General features: G+C 74.3%; 13 protein-coding genes. All 13 read left to right on the top strand.

Going from position 1 to position 14,170, the window contains the following annotated elements; all coding sequences use genetic code 11:
* The first annotated feature begins 249 nt into the window (after positions 1 to 249).
* The 13 genes from OG702_RS05820 to OG702_RS05760 all read left to right on the top strand — a co-directional run bounded on the left by OG702_RS05820 (position 250) and on the right by OG702_RS05760 (position 14,170).
* Positions 250 to 1,701, top strand: coding sequence for a class I adenylate-forming enzyme family protein (locus tag OG702_RS05820; protein ID WP_327287807.1), 1,452 nt, complete (start codon positions 250 to 252; stop codon positions 1,699 to 1,701).
* Positions 1,702 to 1,730: 29 nt separating this feature from the next.
* Positions 1,731 to 2,009, top strand: a complete 279-nt coding sequence (locus tag OG702_RS05815; protein ID WP_327287806.1) for an acyl carrier protein — start codon at positions 1,731 to 1,733, stop codon at positions 2,007 to 2,009.
* Between the two features lie 681 nt (positions 2,010 to 2,690).
* On the top strand, positions 2,691 to 3,698 hold the full coding sequence (locus OG702_RS05810) for a beta-ketoacyl synthase N-terminal-like domain-containing protein (RefSeq protein WP_327287805.1): 1,008 nt from the start codon (positions 2,691 to 2,693) through the stop codon (positions 3,696 to 3,698).
* Complete coding sequence (locus tag OG702_RS05805) at positions 3,695 to 4,378, top strand: hypothetical protein (RefSeq protein ID WP_327287804.1); 684 nt, start codon at positions 3,695 to 3,697, stop codon at positions 4,376 to 4,378. The genes OG702_RS05810 and OG702_RS05805 overlap by 4 nt, the downstream gene beginning before the upstream one ends.
* Positions 4,375 to 5,646, top strand: coding sequence for a beta-ketoacyl-[acyl-carrier-protein] synthase family protein (locus tag OG702_RS05800; RefSeq protein ID WP_327287803.1), 1,272 nt, complete (start codon positions 4,375 to 4,377; stop codon positions 5,644 to 5,646). Before OG702_RS05805 ends, OG702_RS05800 begins: the two co-directional genes overlap by 4 nt.
* A 71-nt stretch (positions 5,647 to 5,717) precedes the next feature.
* Positions 5,718 to 6,812: a 4-hydroxyphenylpyruvate dioxygenase gene (gene hppD / locus OG702_RS05795; RefSeq protein ID WP_327287802.1), complete on the top strand. Its 1,095-nt coding sequence runs from the start codon at positions 5,718 to 5,720 to the stop codon at positions 6,810 to 6,812.
* Complete coding sequence (locus OG702_RS05790) at positions 6,812 to 7,774, top strand: phytanoyl-CoA dioxygenase family protein (RefSeq protein ID WP_327287801.1); 963 nt, start codon at positions 6,812 to 6,814, stop codon at positions 7,772 to 7,774. Before hppD ends, OG702_RS05790 begins: the two co-directional genes overlap by 1 nt.
* Positions 7,753 to 8,748: a thiamine pyrophosphate-dependent dehydrogenase E1 component subunit alpha gene (locus OG702_RS05785; RefSeq protein ID WP_327287800.1), complete on the top strand. Its 996-nt coding sequence runs from the start codon at positions 7,753 to 7,755 to the stop codon at positions 8,746 to 8,748. Before OG702_RS05790 ends, OG702_RS05785 begins: the two co-directional genes overlap by 22 nt.
* Positions 8,748 to 9,719 (top strand): alpha-ketoacid dehydrogenase subunit beta, encoded by a 972-nt coding sequence (locus OG702_RS05780; protein WP_327287799.1) that lies wholly within the window; start codon positions 8,748 to 8,750, stop codon positions 9,717 to 9,719. The genes OG702_RS05785 and OG702_RS05780 overlap by 1 nt, the downstream gene beginning before the upstream one ends.
* 118 nt (positions 9,720 to 9,837) lie before the next feature.
* Entirely contained in the window at positions 9,838 to 11,463 is a 1,626-nt protein-coding gene (locus tag OG702_RS05775) for a class I adenylate-forming enzyme family protein (RefSeq protein ID WP_327287798.1), read from the top strand.
* Positions 11,464 to 12,909 (top strand): condensation domain-containing protein, encoded by a 1,446-nt coding sequence (locus tag OG702_RS05770; protein WP_327287797.1) that lies wholly within the window; start codon positions 11,464 to 11,466, stop codon positions 12,907 to 12,909. It abuts the gene before it with no gap.
* Entirely contained in the window at positions 12,906 to 13,835 is a 930-nt protein-coding gene (locus OG702_RS05765; RefSeq protein ID WP_327287796.1) for a 3-oxoacyl-[acyl-carrier-protein] synthase III C-terminal domain-containing protein, read from the top strand. Before OG702_RS05770 ends, OG702_RS05765 begins: the two co-directional genes overlap by 4 nt.
* A gap of 38 nt (positions 13,836 to 13,873) precedes the next feature.
* Positions 13,874 to 14,170: a phosphopantetheine-binding protein gene (locus OG702_RS05760; protein WP_327287795.1), complete on the top strand. Its 297-nt coding sequence runs from the start codon at positions 13,874 to 13,876 to the stop codon at positions 14,168 to 14,170.

The following is a 14,170-nucleotide window of genomic DNA, read 5'->3' as shown; positions in this document are numbered from 1 at the left end:
TGCTAGCGGCGGTTGCCGGGATCCGTCAATACGAAGGGATTTGTGTCGCGTGTGACGGATCGATACGGCAGAGATTGTTGGGAAGTTGTGCCGTGCCGACCGGGTCTTGACAGCGCGGAATTCAGAGTTGAAAGTTCGGCGTGGGAATTCCGTCGGCTTCCTTTTGGTCTGGACCGGCAAGTGGACCGGCCGATTGTGCTGTGCACGTGTGGGCATCACCGGGAAACGGGAAAGAGGTCCGGGTTCTTCATGAAGACTGCACCGACAACTCCGCAGAAGGGTCCGGTGCCACCGGGGGACAGCTCCTCGTGGGACCCCTCGTGGGTCGACGAGGTCCTGCTCGCCGGACCTGGCGCCGGCGTCTGCCTCGACTTCGGCGCACCCGTCAGCAGGGACGAGCTGCGCCGCCAGGTCCGGCAGCGCCAGGCCGCGCTCGCCGCGGCCGGCCTGCGCGCCGGCGGCTCGGCCGCGCTCTGCCTGGCCCCCTCGCTCGCCCTGGTCGCCAACCTGCTGGCGGCCTGGCGGATCGGGGCCCAGGTCGCCCTGCTCGACCACCGGCTCACGCCGTTCGAGACCGAACGGGCGCTGGGCCGGCTGGAGACCCAGGTGGTCGTGTCGGCGGAACCGGTACGCGGCGGGCCGGCCCGTGGCTACTACGACCAGCGGGACAGCCCGCGGGCCCGCTCCGGCAGCCCGGCCCGCACCCCGCATGCCCTGGTCCAGCTCAGCTCGGGCTCGACCGGCCCCTCGAAGATCATCGGGCGGACGGCGGCCGACCTGGTCGCCGAACTCGGCAGGTACGCGGTGATCGACGGCGTCCCCCGGGCCGGCGAGCGCATCGTGTCCATGGCGTCCATGGTGCACGTCCTCGGCCTCGTCGGCGGCCTGCTGCACAGCCTGCACGCCGGTGTGCGGCTCGCCTTCCCCCGCCGGGCGACCGGTGAAGGCATCCTCGACGCGGTGGCGGCCGGTCCTGAACCGACCACGCTGCTCGGCGTGCCCTTCCACATCGAACTGCTCACCTGGGTCGCGCATCCGCCCCGGCTGCCGCAGCTCACCGGCATGACCACCGGCGGCGAGCTGGTCAGGGCGCAGGTGCACGAGGCCTTCACCGACCGCTACGGCGTCCGGCTCGGCAGCATGTACGGGATGACCGAGGTCGGCGTCATCGCCACCGACCTGTTCGGCGAGCACCGCCCCGAGGTGGCCCCGGCGCCCGGCCTGGTGGTCAGGGAGTCGGGCGGTGAGCTGCTGATCGCCACGGGGAGCTCGCCCTACCTCGGCCCCGCCGACCCGACGCGCTGGTCCGACGGCTGGCTGCACACCAGGGACGGCGGCACCGTCGACCACGACACCGGCCGGGTGCGCGTGCTGGGGCGGCTCGACTCCCAGGTCTCCGTCGGCGGCCTCAAGGTCGACCTCACCGAGGTCGAGCACACCCTGGCCGCGCTCCCCGAGGTCGCCGCGGCCGTCGTCGTCCACGGCTCGTCCATCGAGGCGTACGTGGTGCTGCACGAACCGGGCGCCACCGCGGCCGCCGCGGTGGAGGCGGGGCTCGCGTCGCGTCTCGCCGCCTACAAGCGGCCCCGGCTGCTGCACTTCGTCGACCGGTTGCCGCGCACCGCCACCGGGAAGCTGGTGCGCGACCAGGCCGTCCTGCGCGCCACCGAACGGAGCACCCACCGGCCGTCCGACCGGTGACAGGCCACCCAGGGAAGGGAACCCCCGCGATGTCCACCGTGGAGACCGACGAGATCAGGGCCTTCGTGCTCAGCTCGCTGAAGGAGATGAACTACAGCGTCGCAGGCGTCGACGACGGCACCCCCCTCGGGCCGGCCGGTGTCGACCTGGAGTCGCTCGCCCTGGCCGAACTCGGTATCAGGGTCGAGGAGCGCTTCGGCGTGGTCTTCGAGGAGGACGAGGCCGAGGTGCTGGGCACCATGACCGTCGGTGAGTTCGGCGCGGCGCTGGCCGCCCGAATCGCCTCCACGCCGGCCGCGGGCCAGTGAGCGGGCCGGCCGCGCCCGCCTCCGAGCCGGGGGCCTCTCCCGGGCGCGCCGAGATCGTGGCGATCCTCGCCGCCTTCGGCGCACGTCCCCCGGAGGAGGTTCCCGAGGGCATCGACTCCATGGAACTGGCCTGGCTCGTCCACCAGATCGAGCAGCGGTACGGCCATCGCGTCGACGACGAGTCGATGGCCGCGATGACGACGGTGTCCACGGCCCTCCGGGTCCTCACCGACCTCGGCTCAGCCGCCTCCGGCGCGGGGTCGTCCCCGGGGCTCGGGGCTGCTGAGCCCGGCGGCTCGGCAGCCGGTGGCCCGCGGCGGGTCGCGTCAAGCGAGCCTGGTCCGAGGACCGTTGAGCCTGGCGGCTCAGGGCATGTCGCGGCCGCCGGCGGTTCGGGGCCGATCGAGCCTGGATCCGGTGCTGTCGGCGCCCGGGGGCTGTGCGCCGGTCCTGGGATGCCGGGAGTTGGGAACGGCGGGACCGGGGGAGTCGGGGAACGGCGTCGTCATGCGTGAGCGCGGGCGGGATGCCGCGGCGCCAGGCGCGGGTGTCCCCGTGCCGGTGGTGGGGCGAGGGGGGCGGGGGGTTGTCGTCACCGGGGTCGGGGTGCTCAGCGCGTTCGGGGAAGGGGTGGGGCCGTTACTGAGGGCCGCGCTCGACGGGACTCCAGGCTTCCGGCCCGTGGTGCGCTTCGCCGGCGGCGGGCATGCCGCCGCACACCCCGGGACGCCGGTGCTGGCGGACGAGCTGGCCGGGGCGATCGGGCGGGCCTGCGACCAGGCGGGGCTGACCGGCGTGCGGCGTGCGGCGTGCCCGCTGTATCTGGCCGTGCACGGCGACCCGGAGCTGCCGCGCGTACCGGAGCATGAGCGGGCGGCCCACGGGGCCGACACGTTCGCCGGCACGGTCGCGCGGCGCGGCGGGCTGTCCGGCGTGGCGCGGGCGTACACCTCGGCCTGCGTGGCGTCGAGCACCGCGGTGGCCGACGCCGCCGCGCTGATCGCCAGAGGGCGGGCGGAACGGGTCGTGGTCGCGGCCGGATACCTCGTCGACGCCGACCAGTCCGCCGTCTTCGCGGCCGGGCGGGCGCTGGCCGGTGACGGGCGGGTGCGCCCGTTCAGCGCCGGGCGCAGCGGGCTGCTGCTGGGCGACGCGGTGGTCACCGTGCTGGTCGAGTCCGCCGCGGCGGCGGCACAGCGGCGTGCACGGCCGCTGGCCCGGCTGGCGGGCTGGGGGCGGGCCGGTGACGCCTACCACGTGTGCAAGCCGCGCCCCGACGGCGCCGGCCTGGCCCGCGCGATCACCGACGCGCTGCGCCGCGCGGGCCTCGGACCTGCGGACGTCGGCTACGTCAACGCCCACGGCTCCGGCTCACCGGCCGGCGACGCGGCCGAATCCGCGGCGCTGCACCGGGCGTTCGGCGACGCGGCCGAGTCCGTACCCGTGAGCTCAACCAAGTCCGTGCACGGGCAGGCCCTGGAGGCCGGTGCGCTGCTCGAACTCGTCCTGACCATCGCCGCGTTGCGCGCCGGGCAACTGCCGGTCAATGCCGGCTACCTCGGGCCGGACCCGGACTGCCGACTGGGCCTGGTCCTCGACCGCCCCGCGCCGGCCACGTCCGCGTACGGGCTCAGCCTCACCTCGGCCTTCGGCGGCGCCAACACCGCACTCCTGGTGGGTACGCCATGAGCCGTACGACGCCGGCCCCCGCCGGCCGCCCCGTGACGGCCACGCCGCCGCTGACCGACCACACCGTGGCCATGGGCCTGCGCGTACTGGCCGCGGCGGCCTGGCCGGAGTCCGCGGCCGACCGCGTACCGCCCGCGCTGCCCGGTTTCGTCCTCTCCACCTTCAGCCCTCTCTTCGCCGAGACCGCCACCCGCTGCCTCACCCGCCGCCCGCCGGGCGCCCTTCCGGTGCCGGGCGCGGCCGTGGGCGGGGAGCACGCGGTCCGTGCGGAGGGCGAGGGGGACGGGGGCGTTGCGGGGTCCGTGGCCGCGTCGGCACCCGCGCCCGGTGCGCGCCCGGCGGAGGGCGTCAGGACCGCCGTCGTGATCGTGAGCGCGTTGGGGGATGTCGCCGGGGCCGTGCGGGTGGCCGAGGCGGTGGACGGCGGGCAGCGGCCGGGGCCGCTGATGTTCTTCCAGGCCGTGCCCAACGCCGTGGCCGGGCTTGTGGCTGCCAGGTGGGGGCTGTGTGGGCCGGTGGTGTGCGTCGCGGACGGCAGGGCGGGAGTCGAGGTGGCGGCGCTGCTGATCGAGGACGGTGACGCCGAGGAGGCGCTGGTGGTCCTGGTCGACCAGGCGTCCGGCGACGGCGACAGGGACCGGGCGGAAGCCGTATTGCTCAATGGAGGGGATCGGCCGTGACAGGTGCGCGGGGCTCGGACGTCGTCATCACCGGGATGGGCATGGTGACCCCGGTGGGCACCAGTGCCGCCGAGGTCATGGCGGCGATGTGCGAGGGGCGGTCGGGGCTGCGGCGGCCACCGGCGGGCAGCGCGCTGGACGGCAGCGCCGAGGTCGCCGGGTTCGGGCCGCCGATCGACCCCGGCTCCGTACTGGCGGGACCCGAGGCCCGCGTCGTCGACCGCTACATCGTGATGGCGCTGCGGGCCGCCGCGGACGCGCTGGCCGACGCCGGGATCGAGGTGGGCAGGGACGTCGACCCGTACCGGATCGGGGTGATCCTCTCCGGGACCGGCGGACTCGCCACGCTGGAGGCGCAGGTGGTCACCAGGACGCAGCGCGGCCGGCTGGGCGTCAGCCCGTACCTGCTGCCGGGGATGCTGCCGAACATGGGCGCGGCCCGGGTCGCGATCCGGCACGGCATCCGCGGCTACAGCTCCTCGATCGGTACCGCGTGCGCCGCGGGGGCGCAGTCCGTCGGCGAGGGCCTGCGGCTGCTGCGGGCGGACGAGGCCGACGTCGTGGTGTGCGGTTGCAGCGAGGCGCCGCTCTTCGCGACACTCGCCGACACCTTCAGCAACGCCCGCGCCCTGGCCCGCGGTTGGGCGGCGGAACCGGCTGCGGCCAGCCGGCCGTTCGACCGGCGCCGCAACGGCCTGGTGCTCGGCGAGGGCGCCGGCGTGCTGGTCCTGGAACGCACCGCCCACGCGGACGCGCGCGACGCGGCCGGCTACGCGGCCGTCATGGGCTGGGGCGCCACCAACGACGCCCACCACCCGACGACCCCGCATCCCGAGGGCGAGGGTGCCGCCGCCTGCATGCGCCGGGCCCTGGCCGACGCGCGCCTGGAGCCGGCGGACATCGGCTACGTCAACGCGCACGGCACCAGCACGAAGATCGGCGACCGCGCCGAGACGCTGGCCATCCGCCGGGTCTTCGGTGCGGGATCGCCGCCGGTCAGCGCCACCAAGGCGGTCACCGGGCACATGCTCGGCGCCTCGGGCGTGGTCGAGTGCGCGGTGAGCGTCCTGGCGCTGCGGCGCGGCCTGCTGCCGCCGACGCACAACCTCGACGACCCGGACCCGGCCTGCGACCTGGACCACATCCGCAAGAGCCCGCGCCCTGCCGCGGGGATCGGCCAGGTGATGTCGAACTCGTTCGGCTTCGGCGGCCACAACATCAGCCTCGTCTTCGGCCGGCCGGGCACCCGGCACTCCCGCCCGCTCTGAGGCCCCGACCGTAAAGGCAACGCACCCGGCACCAGGTCCCAGCACACCGCGTCATCGACAAAGGAGCAGCAATGGACTACCTCGGCATCGATCATGTCGAGTTCTACGTGGGCGACGCCCGCCAGGCGGCGTTCGTCCTGTGCTCCGCCTTCGGCTTCCGCCTGTGCGGGCAGGGCGGCCCCGAGACGGGCCTGCCGGGCCAGCGCAGCCTGCTGCTCGGGCAGGGCGAGTGCCGGGTGCTGCTGACCTCGGGCCTGCTGCCGGGCCACCCGGCGGTGGACTACGTCGCCCGGCACGGCGACGGGGTGGCCGTGGTCGCCTTCGGCACCCGGGACGCCAGGTCGGCGTTCGCCGCGGCGGTGGCGGGCGGCGCCACCGCGATCGAGGCACCGCGGACGTACGAGGCGAAGGAAGCGAGCGTGACGGCCGCCGTGGTCTCCGGATTCGGCGACGTGGCGCACCGGCTGGTCGAACGACACGGTACGGAAGGGGAGTTCCTGCCCGGTGTGATCGAGATGCTGGACGGTCCCGCGCTCCCTGCGGACGGGCCGGACCTGCTGCGGACGATCGACCACGCGGCCGTCTGCCTGGAGCCCGGCACCCTGGACGCCACCACCGGCTTCTACCGGTCCGCCTTCGGCTTCGACCTGATCTTCGAGGAGTACATCGAGGTCGGCGGGCAGGGGATGTCCTCGCAGGTGGTGCAGAGCCCCGGGGGCGGTGCCACCCTCACCCTGATCCAGCCCGACCTGAGCCGCTCGCCGGGACAGATCGACGACTTCCTCGCCTGGCATGCCGGACCCGGGGTGCAGCATCTGGCGCTGAGCAGCCAGGACATCGTCGCCGCCGTCGACGCGCTGGGCGAGCGGGGCGTCGGATTCGCGCCCACCCCCGACAGCTACTACGGCTCGCTCGACAGCCGGCTCGGAGCCGTCGACCTGCCGGTGGAGCGGCTGCGCCCGCGCGGCATCCTGGTCGACCGCGACCACTGGGGCCAGATGTACCAGATATTCGCCACCTCCCTGCATGTGCGGCGGACCTTCTTCTGGGAGCTGATCGAGCGGCACGGCGCCCGCACCTTCGGCACCAGCAACATCCCCGCGCTGTACGAGGCAAAGGAGCGGGAACTCGCCGCGGTCCGCGGCACCGCGAAGGCGGCCCTGTGATGGCCGGCGACCCGGCCCGTTCCGCGCCCACGGGCGCGCAGGCCCACACCGAAGCCGCCCGTTTCGCGCTCACCGACACCGAGGCCGCGCTGCTGCCGGACGACGGGGACGTCGCCTTCTACGCCGAGCACGGCTGGTACCTGACGAAGAAGCTGCTGACAGACGCGGACGTGGACGAGCTGGCCGCCGCGAGCGAGCGCTACTACGCCGGCGAGCGCAGCCGTACGCTGCCGGTCCGCCCGCCGCGGCTGGCCGCCTGGCAGCCGTCGGACGGCGCGGTCCAGCGCCACAACGACTACGTGCACGTCGAGAGCGACCCGATCGCCCGTGTCCTGCGCAAACCGCTGATCGGCGCGGTCGCGGCCCGGCTCGCCGCGGCCGAGGAGATCCGGATCTTCCAGTCGACGCTGATCCTCAAGCCGGCCGTCGAGGGCGAGCCCAGCAACATCGTGCCCTGGCACTTCGACAAGCACTACTGGTCGACGTCCAGTTCGGAGCGGATGCTGACCGCGTTCATCCCCTTCCACGACTGCGGCGAGGAGATGGGCACGCTCACCGTGGTCGACGGCAGCCACCGGTGGAAGGAGACCGGCCACCAGGACTCGATGACCCGGCACTTCGCCGACCGCGACCGGGACGACCTGGAGCGGGTGCTGGCCGAGAACGCCGCCTACAACGGGGCCGAGATCCGCAAGGTGCCGCTGATCATCCCCAAGGGGCACATGAGCTTCCACCACTGCCTGACCTACCACGGCAGCGGCGCCAACCGCAGTGGCCGGCCCCGCCGGGCGGTGTCCTTCCACCTGCAGGACGGCGGCAACGAATACCGCAGGTTCGCGCTGCAGGACGGCAGCGAGGCCGCGTACAACCACGACGTCCTGGTCAGGCGGCTGCCCGACGGCCGGCCCGACTACGCCGACCCCGCCTACTGCCCGGTGCTGTGGCGCGCCGGCCGGCCGTGACCGGCCCGGCGGCCGACCCGGCCGGGCTCTACCGGACGGTCGCGCTGATCCGCGGGTTCGAGCAGCGGGCCGTCGAACTGGTGCGTACGGGGGTGATCCGCGGCGGCATCCACCCCTGCACCGGGCAGGAGGCGGTGGCCGTGGGGACGTGCGCGGCGCTGCGACCCGACGACGTGATCACCAGCACCCACCGCGGGCACGGCCACGTCCTGGCCAAGGGGGCGGACCCGGCCCGCATGATGGCCGAGCTGGCCGGGCGTACCACCGGGCTCAACAAGGGGCGGGGCGGCTCGATGCACGCGGCCGACTTCAGCGTGGGCGTGCTGGGCGCCGACGCGATCGTGGGCGCGGCCGTCCCGATCGCCACCGGCGCGGCCTGGGCGATGCGGCGGGCCGGCGGCGACCGGGTCGCGCTGGCCTACTTCGGCGACGGGGCGGTCAGCCAGGGGGTGGTGCTCGAAGCCTTCAACCTGGCCGCGCTGTGGCAGGTCCCGGTCGTGCTCGTCTGCGAGAACAACGGCTTCGCCACCTCGATGCGCCCCGAGCAGACGATGGCGGGCACGGTCACCGGCCGCGCCGCCGCCTTCGGCATCCCGGCGGAGACCGTGGACGGCATGGACCCGCAGGCAGTGCTCGACGCGGCGACTGCGGCCGTCGCACGGGCCAGGTCAGGCGCGGGCCCGTACCTGCTGGAGTGCGTCACGCGGCGCTTCGACGCCCACCACACCTGGGAGCACACCGCACGCCCCCGCTACCGCACAGACGCGGAGGTGGCCGCGGCCAGATCCCGCGACCCCCTGGACATCCAGGGCGCCCGCATCCCCGCGGCTACCAGGGCCGCGATCGACGCGGAGACCGCGGGCGTACTGGACGAGGCGGTACGTTTCGCCCTCGCCGGACCGCACCCGGACCCGGCAGGCGCGCTCGACCACCTCTACTCCACCGGGCTGCGCCCCAGGGCGGGGGTGCTGTGATGCCCTGGCTCTCCTACCTCAAGGCCCTGAACCGCGCGATCGGCGACGAGATGGAACGCGACCCGGCCGTCTGCGTCCTCGGCGAAGACGTCGGGGTGGCCGTCACCTACGCCACCGCGGGGCTGCTGCAACGGTTCGGCGGCGACCGGGTGTTGGACACGCCGATATCCGAGCAGGCGTTCACCGGTTTCGCCACCGGCGCGGCGATGGCCGGGATGCGCCCGCTGATCGAGTTCCAGATCCCGGCACTGCTCTTCCTGGTCTTCGAGCAGATCGCCAACCAGGCACACAAGTTGTCTCTGATGACCGGCGGCCAGACCCGGGTGCCGGTGACGTACCTGCTGCCGGGGTCGGGTTCGCGGGACAGCTGGGCGGGCCAGCACTCCGACCACCCGTACAGCCTGTTCGCACATGTCGGGGTGAAGACGGTGGTGCCGGCCACCGCGTCGGACGCGTACGGGCTGCTGGTGACGGCGATGAGGGACGACGACCCGGTGGTGGTGTTCGCGCCGTCCGGGGCGCTCGGCCTGCGCGAGGACGTCGACTTCGGCGCGCTCGCGCCGGTGCCGCTGGGAGCGGGCCGCGTCCACCGGGCGGGCACCGACGTCACCGTCGTGGCGGTGGGGCACCTGGTGCACGACGCCGTGGCGGTGGCGGAGGAGCTGGCCGGCTCGGTATCGGTCGAGGTCTTCGATCCGCGCTCGCTCCACCCCTTCGACTGGCAGGGGCTGGCCGCGTCGCTGGAGCGCACCGGGCGGCTGGTCGTGGTGGACGACTCCAACCGTTCCTGCGGGATCGGGGCGGAGATCGTGGCGACGGCCGCCGAGGAGATGCGGCTGACAGCCCCGCCCCGCCGCGTCACCCGCCCGGACGGCGCCGTCCTCCCCTTCGCCCGCGACCTCGACCTGGCCTGCCAGCCCACCCGGGCCCAACTGCGGGCGGCGGTCGAGAAGTCGGTGGGCGCGGGATGAGAGCCGGCGGCACGTCCCGGGGCGGGCGGCGGCGGTACGTCCGGGTGGGGTACGGCAGGGTCCGCGCCGGACGGCGGCCGGTCCCCACGATGACAACGCAAGACGAAGGAGGAACGCGGTGACCGGCACCAACATCCGAGCCAGACTGGCGGCCGACCCGGGCCTGGGCGCGGGCAACGTCCTGCCCAAGCTGTTCGAGCACGGGGCCGACCCCGAAGGGCCCGGCGTCACCTTCGACGTCCCGGTCGACGGCCACCCCGCCTGGTGCGAACTGACCCTGGGGCAGCTGCGCGACCGGGTCACGGCCAGGGCGGCCTGGTGGCACGGGCACGGCATCCGCCCGCGCGACCCCGTCGCCGTCTACGTGTCCGGTTCCGCGGACTGCCTGCTGAACTTCCTCGCGCTGGCCTGGCTGGGCGCGATCCCCGCGCTGATGAACCCCTACCTGTCCGGCGACATCGCCGCCGAGTACCTGCGGCGGCTGCGCGGGGTCGGCCTGGTCACCGACGCCGAGCACCGCGACCGGCTGGCAGGCCGTGACCTCGGCCCGGCCCTGCACGCCGACGCGGCGGCGGTCGGCACCGGCTCCCCGGAGCGGGCGCCCGCTCCCTACCGCCACCACGCCGACGACCCGATCGCCGTCACCCATTCCTCGGGCACCACGCGGATGCCCACGGCAGTGGTGCACTCCAGCGCCAGCCTGTTCGCGGCCACCCGGCTCTTCCGGCTGTCCGCGCCCCGCGCGCGCGGCGCCGAGCGGATCCTCAGCGCGCTGCCCGCCGCCCACGCCGCCGGCATCTCGGCGCTGAACATGGCACTGTGCCTGCGCAGCGACCTGCTCTTCCTGTCCACCCAGAACGACGGCCCCGCCGTGGTGCGGGGCATCGAGCGCTGGAAGCCCACCGGCGTCTTCGGATTCGCCGCCACCTGGGCGCAGTTGGCCAGGATCGACCTGACCGCCCACGCCATGGACTCGGTGTCGCTGTGGTTCAACACCGGGGACTGCGCGCACGAACCGCATATCCGCCGCCTCGTCGCGGTCGGCTCCCGCGAGACGGCTACGCGCGACGGAGTACGCCGTACGCCGGGATCCAGCTTCGTCGACGGCCTGGGCTCCACCGAGATGGGCCACTCCGCCTTCCACATCACCCACAACGGCACGACCGGGCGGTACGGGCGCTGCGTCGGCGTCCCGCACGGCTTCGCCGAGGTGGCGCTGCTCGACACCGCGACCGGCGAGGAGGTTCCAGTCGGGCAGGTCGGTCAACTCGCCTTGAAAGCACCGACGTTGGCACCCGGTTACTGGAACGACTCGGCCGCCACCTACCGCAACCGCCTGAACGGCTACTACCTCACCGGCGACCTGATGTACCGCGACGAGGAGGGCTACTACTTCCACGTCGACCGGGCCGTCGACGCCGTCGACCTCGGCGGCGCCTGGCTCTACACGGCCATGTCCGAGGAGCGCATCCTCGCGGCCTGCCCCGACGTCCACGACTGCACGGTGGTCTCCGTGGAGGTCGGGGGCCGCATCGTCACGGACGTGCTGCTGGCCCTGCACGAGGGTGCAGAACCGGACGCCGACCGTACGCCCGCGGTGCGTGCGGCGCTGACCGACGCTGCCGCGGCCACGCTGCGCGCGGTCGTGGTCATCTCGGAGGCCGACCTGATCACCGGGCCCACCGGCAAGGTCCGCAAGTTCCTGATGCGCCAGCGGCACCGGGCGCAGGCGGCGGTGGTCTGAATGCCCGCACCGGACGCCGCTCCGCTGCCGGACGCCGCCCCGCCGGTCCCCGGGCCCGAACGGGCGCCCGCTCCCAGCGAGCGGGTGGAGGTGCACTTCGCCGGCGACGGCGAGGGCGAGGACGAGATGTCCTGGGGCATGTGGGAGATCTGGCACGCGATGTGCCGGCAGCGCAGCGCCCTGCCGATCGGCGGGCGGGCCGCGCTGGAGCCCGGCACGACCGTCGAGGACCTGGCCGGTGAACTGCGCTACCTCATGGGCCGCTTCCCCTCGATGCGCACCCGGCTGCGCTTCGACGCCGCGGGCCACCCGACCCAGCGGCTCTTCGCCGCGGGCCGGATCACCCTCGGCGTCTACGACGCCGCTCCTGGCGCCGACCCGGACGCCGTCGCCGCCGAGGTCGAGGCGCACTACCGGCGTACCGCCTTCGACTACGCCGGCGCGTGGCCGGTCAGGATGGGCGCGGTACGCCAGGAAGGCCGGCCCACCCACCTGGTCACCGTCATGCACCACCTGGTCGCCGACGGCCTGGGCGGGGCGGTGATGCTGCGCGAGGTGCGGTCCAGGGAGACCGCGCCGGTCACCGGCATGCAGCAGCTCGACCAGGCGAGATGGCAGCGGTCGCCCGCGGGGCTCCGGCAGACCGAGCGGGCCCTGCGGCACTTCGAGGGCGTCCTGCGGGCCCTTCCCGAACGCCAGTTGCCCGGCGCGACCGATCCGCGCACCCCGCGCCACTGGGTGGCCGAGTTCCGCTCGCCGGCGCTCGACGCGGCGCTGCCCGCCATCGTGGCCAGAACGGGCGCAGGCGCGCCGGCCGTTCTGCTCGCCCTGTTCGCGCTCGGGCTCCACCGGGCCACCGGAATCAGCCCCGTTGCGGTCCGCCCGGTGGTCAACAACCGTTTCCGGCCGGGGCTTTCTGATGTGGTGTGCATGGTCGCCCAGGCAGGGGTGTGCGCCATCGAGGTCGAGGGCGCCACGGTGGAGGAGGTCGTCGAGCGGGTCAGGCGCGGCAGCATGTCCGTCCACAAGCATGCCTACTTCCACCCCGAGCGGCTGGTCGAGCTGACCGAGCGGCTCTCGCGCGAGCGCGGCGCCGACGTCAGCGTCGGCTCCTTCTTCAACGACCGGAGCACGCACGCCCTCAAGCCGCAGGACGACGGGCCGTCGGCCGTCCCCGCGCCGGGCCCGGGGGACGCCTGCTTCCGCTGGACCGCCCAGGGGGACGGCCAGACCGAGCGCTTCTTCGTCCACGCCGACGACGCACCGGGGGGCGGCCTGCTGTTCGAGATCCGCATCGACACGCACTTCGTCTCCCCCGCCCAGGCCCACGCCTTCGCCCACGCGATGGAGGCGGCGGCGATCGAGGCGGCGTCGGCCGCGCAGGCGGGTCCGGGGCCGGGGGCTCCGGGTGAGGGCGGGGCGGGGCAAGCGGAGGCGGGGAGGTGACCGCGCTGATGGCGGTCGCCGACTACGTGCCGTCCGGCCGGACGCCGATCGAGGAGCCGGCAGGGCGCCTCGGCCTGACCGCCATGCAGGTCAGGGTCTTCCGGCGCTACCACCGGCTCGGCGAGGTCGCCCGCGATCCGGACGGCGGCCTGCTGGACCTGCTCAGGGGCGCGGTGGCCCGGCTCGAACCGCTGCGCGGCCGGGAGCACCGGGTCCGCTACGTCCTGCACGCCAGGACCTTCCCGACGGTGGTGCCCTACCCGTACGACCCGGTCGGCCGGCTGTGCGAGGAGTACGGGCTCGGCCACGCGGCCGTCTTCGCGGTGGGCCAGCACGCCTGCGCTTCGGGCCTGCTGGCCGTCGACGCCGCGGGGCGGCTGCTCGCGGCGGACGGCGACCCGGACGGCCTGGCCCTCGTGCTCACCGGCGAGAAAGCGTTCACCGGCGAGGCCCAACTCGTCCCTGAGACGTCCTTCTTCGGCGAGGGCGCGGCGGCCTGCCTGGTCGCGGCGACCGGCGACCGCGACCGAGTGCTCTGCTACGCCGTCGAGCAGCACGGCGAGTTCGACGGCGAAGGAGCCGAACTCGCCCTGGAATTCAAGCGCGTGTACGCCGGCGCGCTCGCCGCGGCGATCACCGCGGCGGTGGGGCGGGCCGGGCTGGCGCTCGGCGAGGTCGGCGTGATCCTGCCGCACAACGTGAACCGCCCAGCCTGGAACCAGGTGTGCCGCATCCTCGGCTACCCGCGTGAGCGCGTCCTGCTGGAGAACGTGGCGCGCACCGGCCACGTCTTCTGCGCGGACAGCTTCGTCAACTACCGCACCGCGCTGGCCCGTGGGCGGCTGCGGCCGGGCGAGCCGTACGTGATGGCCGCCGCGGGCGCCGGCCTCGGGGCGGCCTTCTCCGCCATGGTCCTCGTGCACTGATCACCACCGCATCCTTCTTTCGCAGAGAGGCTTCACCGATGACGGAGCACAACACCGCCCCCGCGGGCGCGGAACCGGCGCTGCGCGACCGGCTGGTCGGCAGCATCCGCGACCTTCTCCCGCGGGTCCTGGGGCGGGAGGTGGCCGGCGTCACCGAGGACACCGCGCTGATGGACGCGCTGGGCCTCAGCTCGACCACCGGACTCGAACTGGTCCTGGAACTGGAGGACCGGCTCGAACTGGAGATCAGCGTGGAGGAGTTGGGCCGAGACGACTTCGCCACGGTCGGCTCGCTCGCCGACTACGTGGCGGGAAACCTGCTGGCGGAAGCGTAA

It is taken from the genome of Streptomyces sp. NBC_01198, from assembly GCF_036010485.1.
Classification (GTDB): Bacteria; Actinomycetota; Actinomycetes; order Streptomycetales; family Streptomycetaceae; genus Actinacidiphila.
This window is presented reverse-complemented; position numbering and strand designations above follow the sequence as displayed.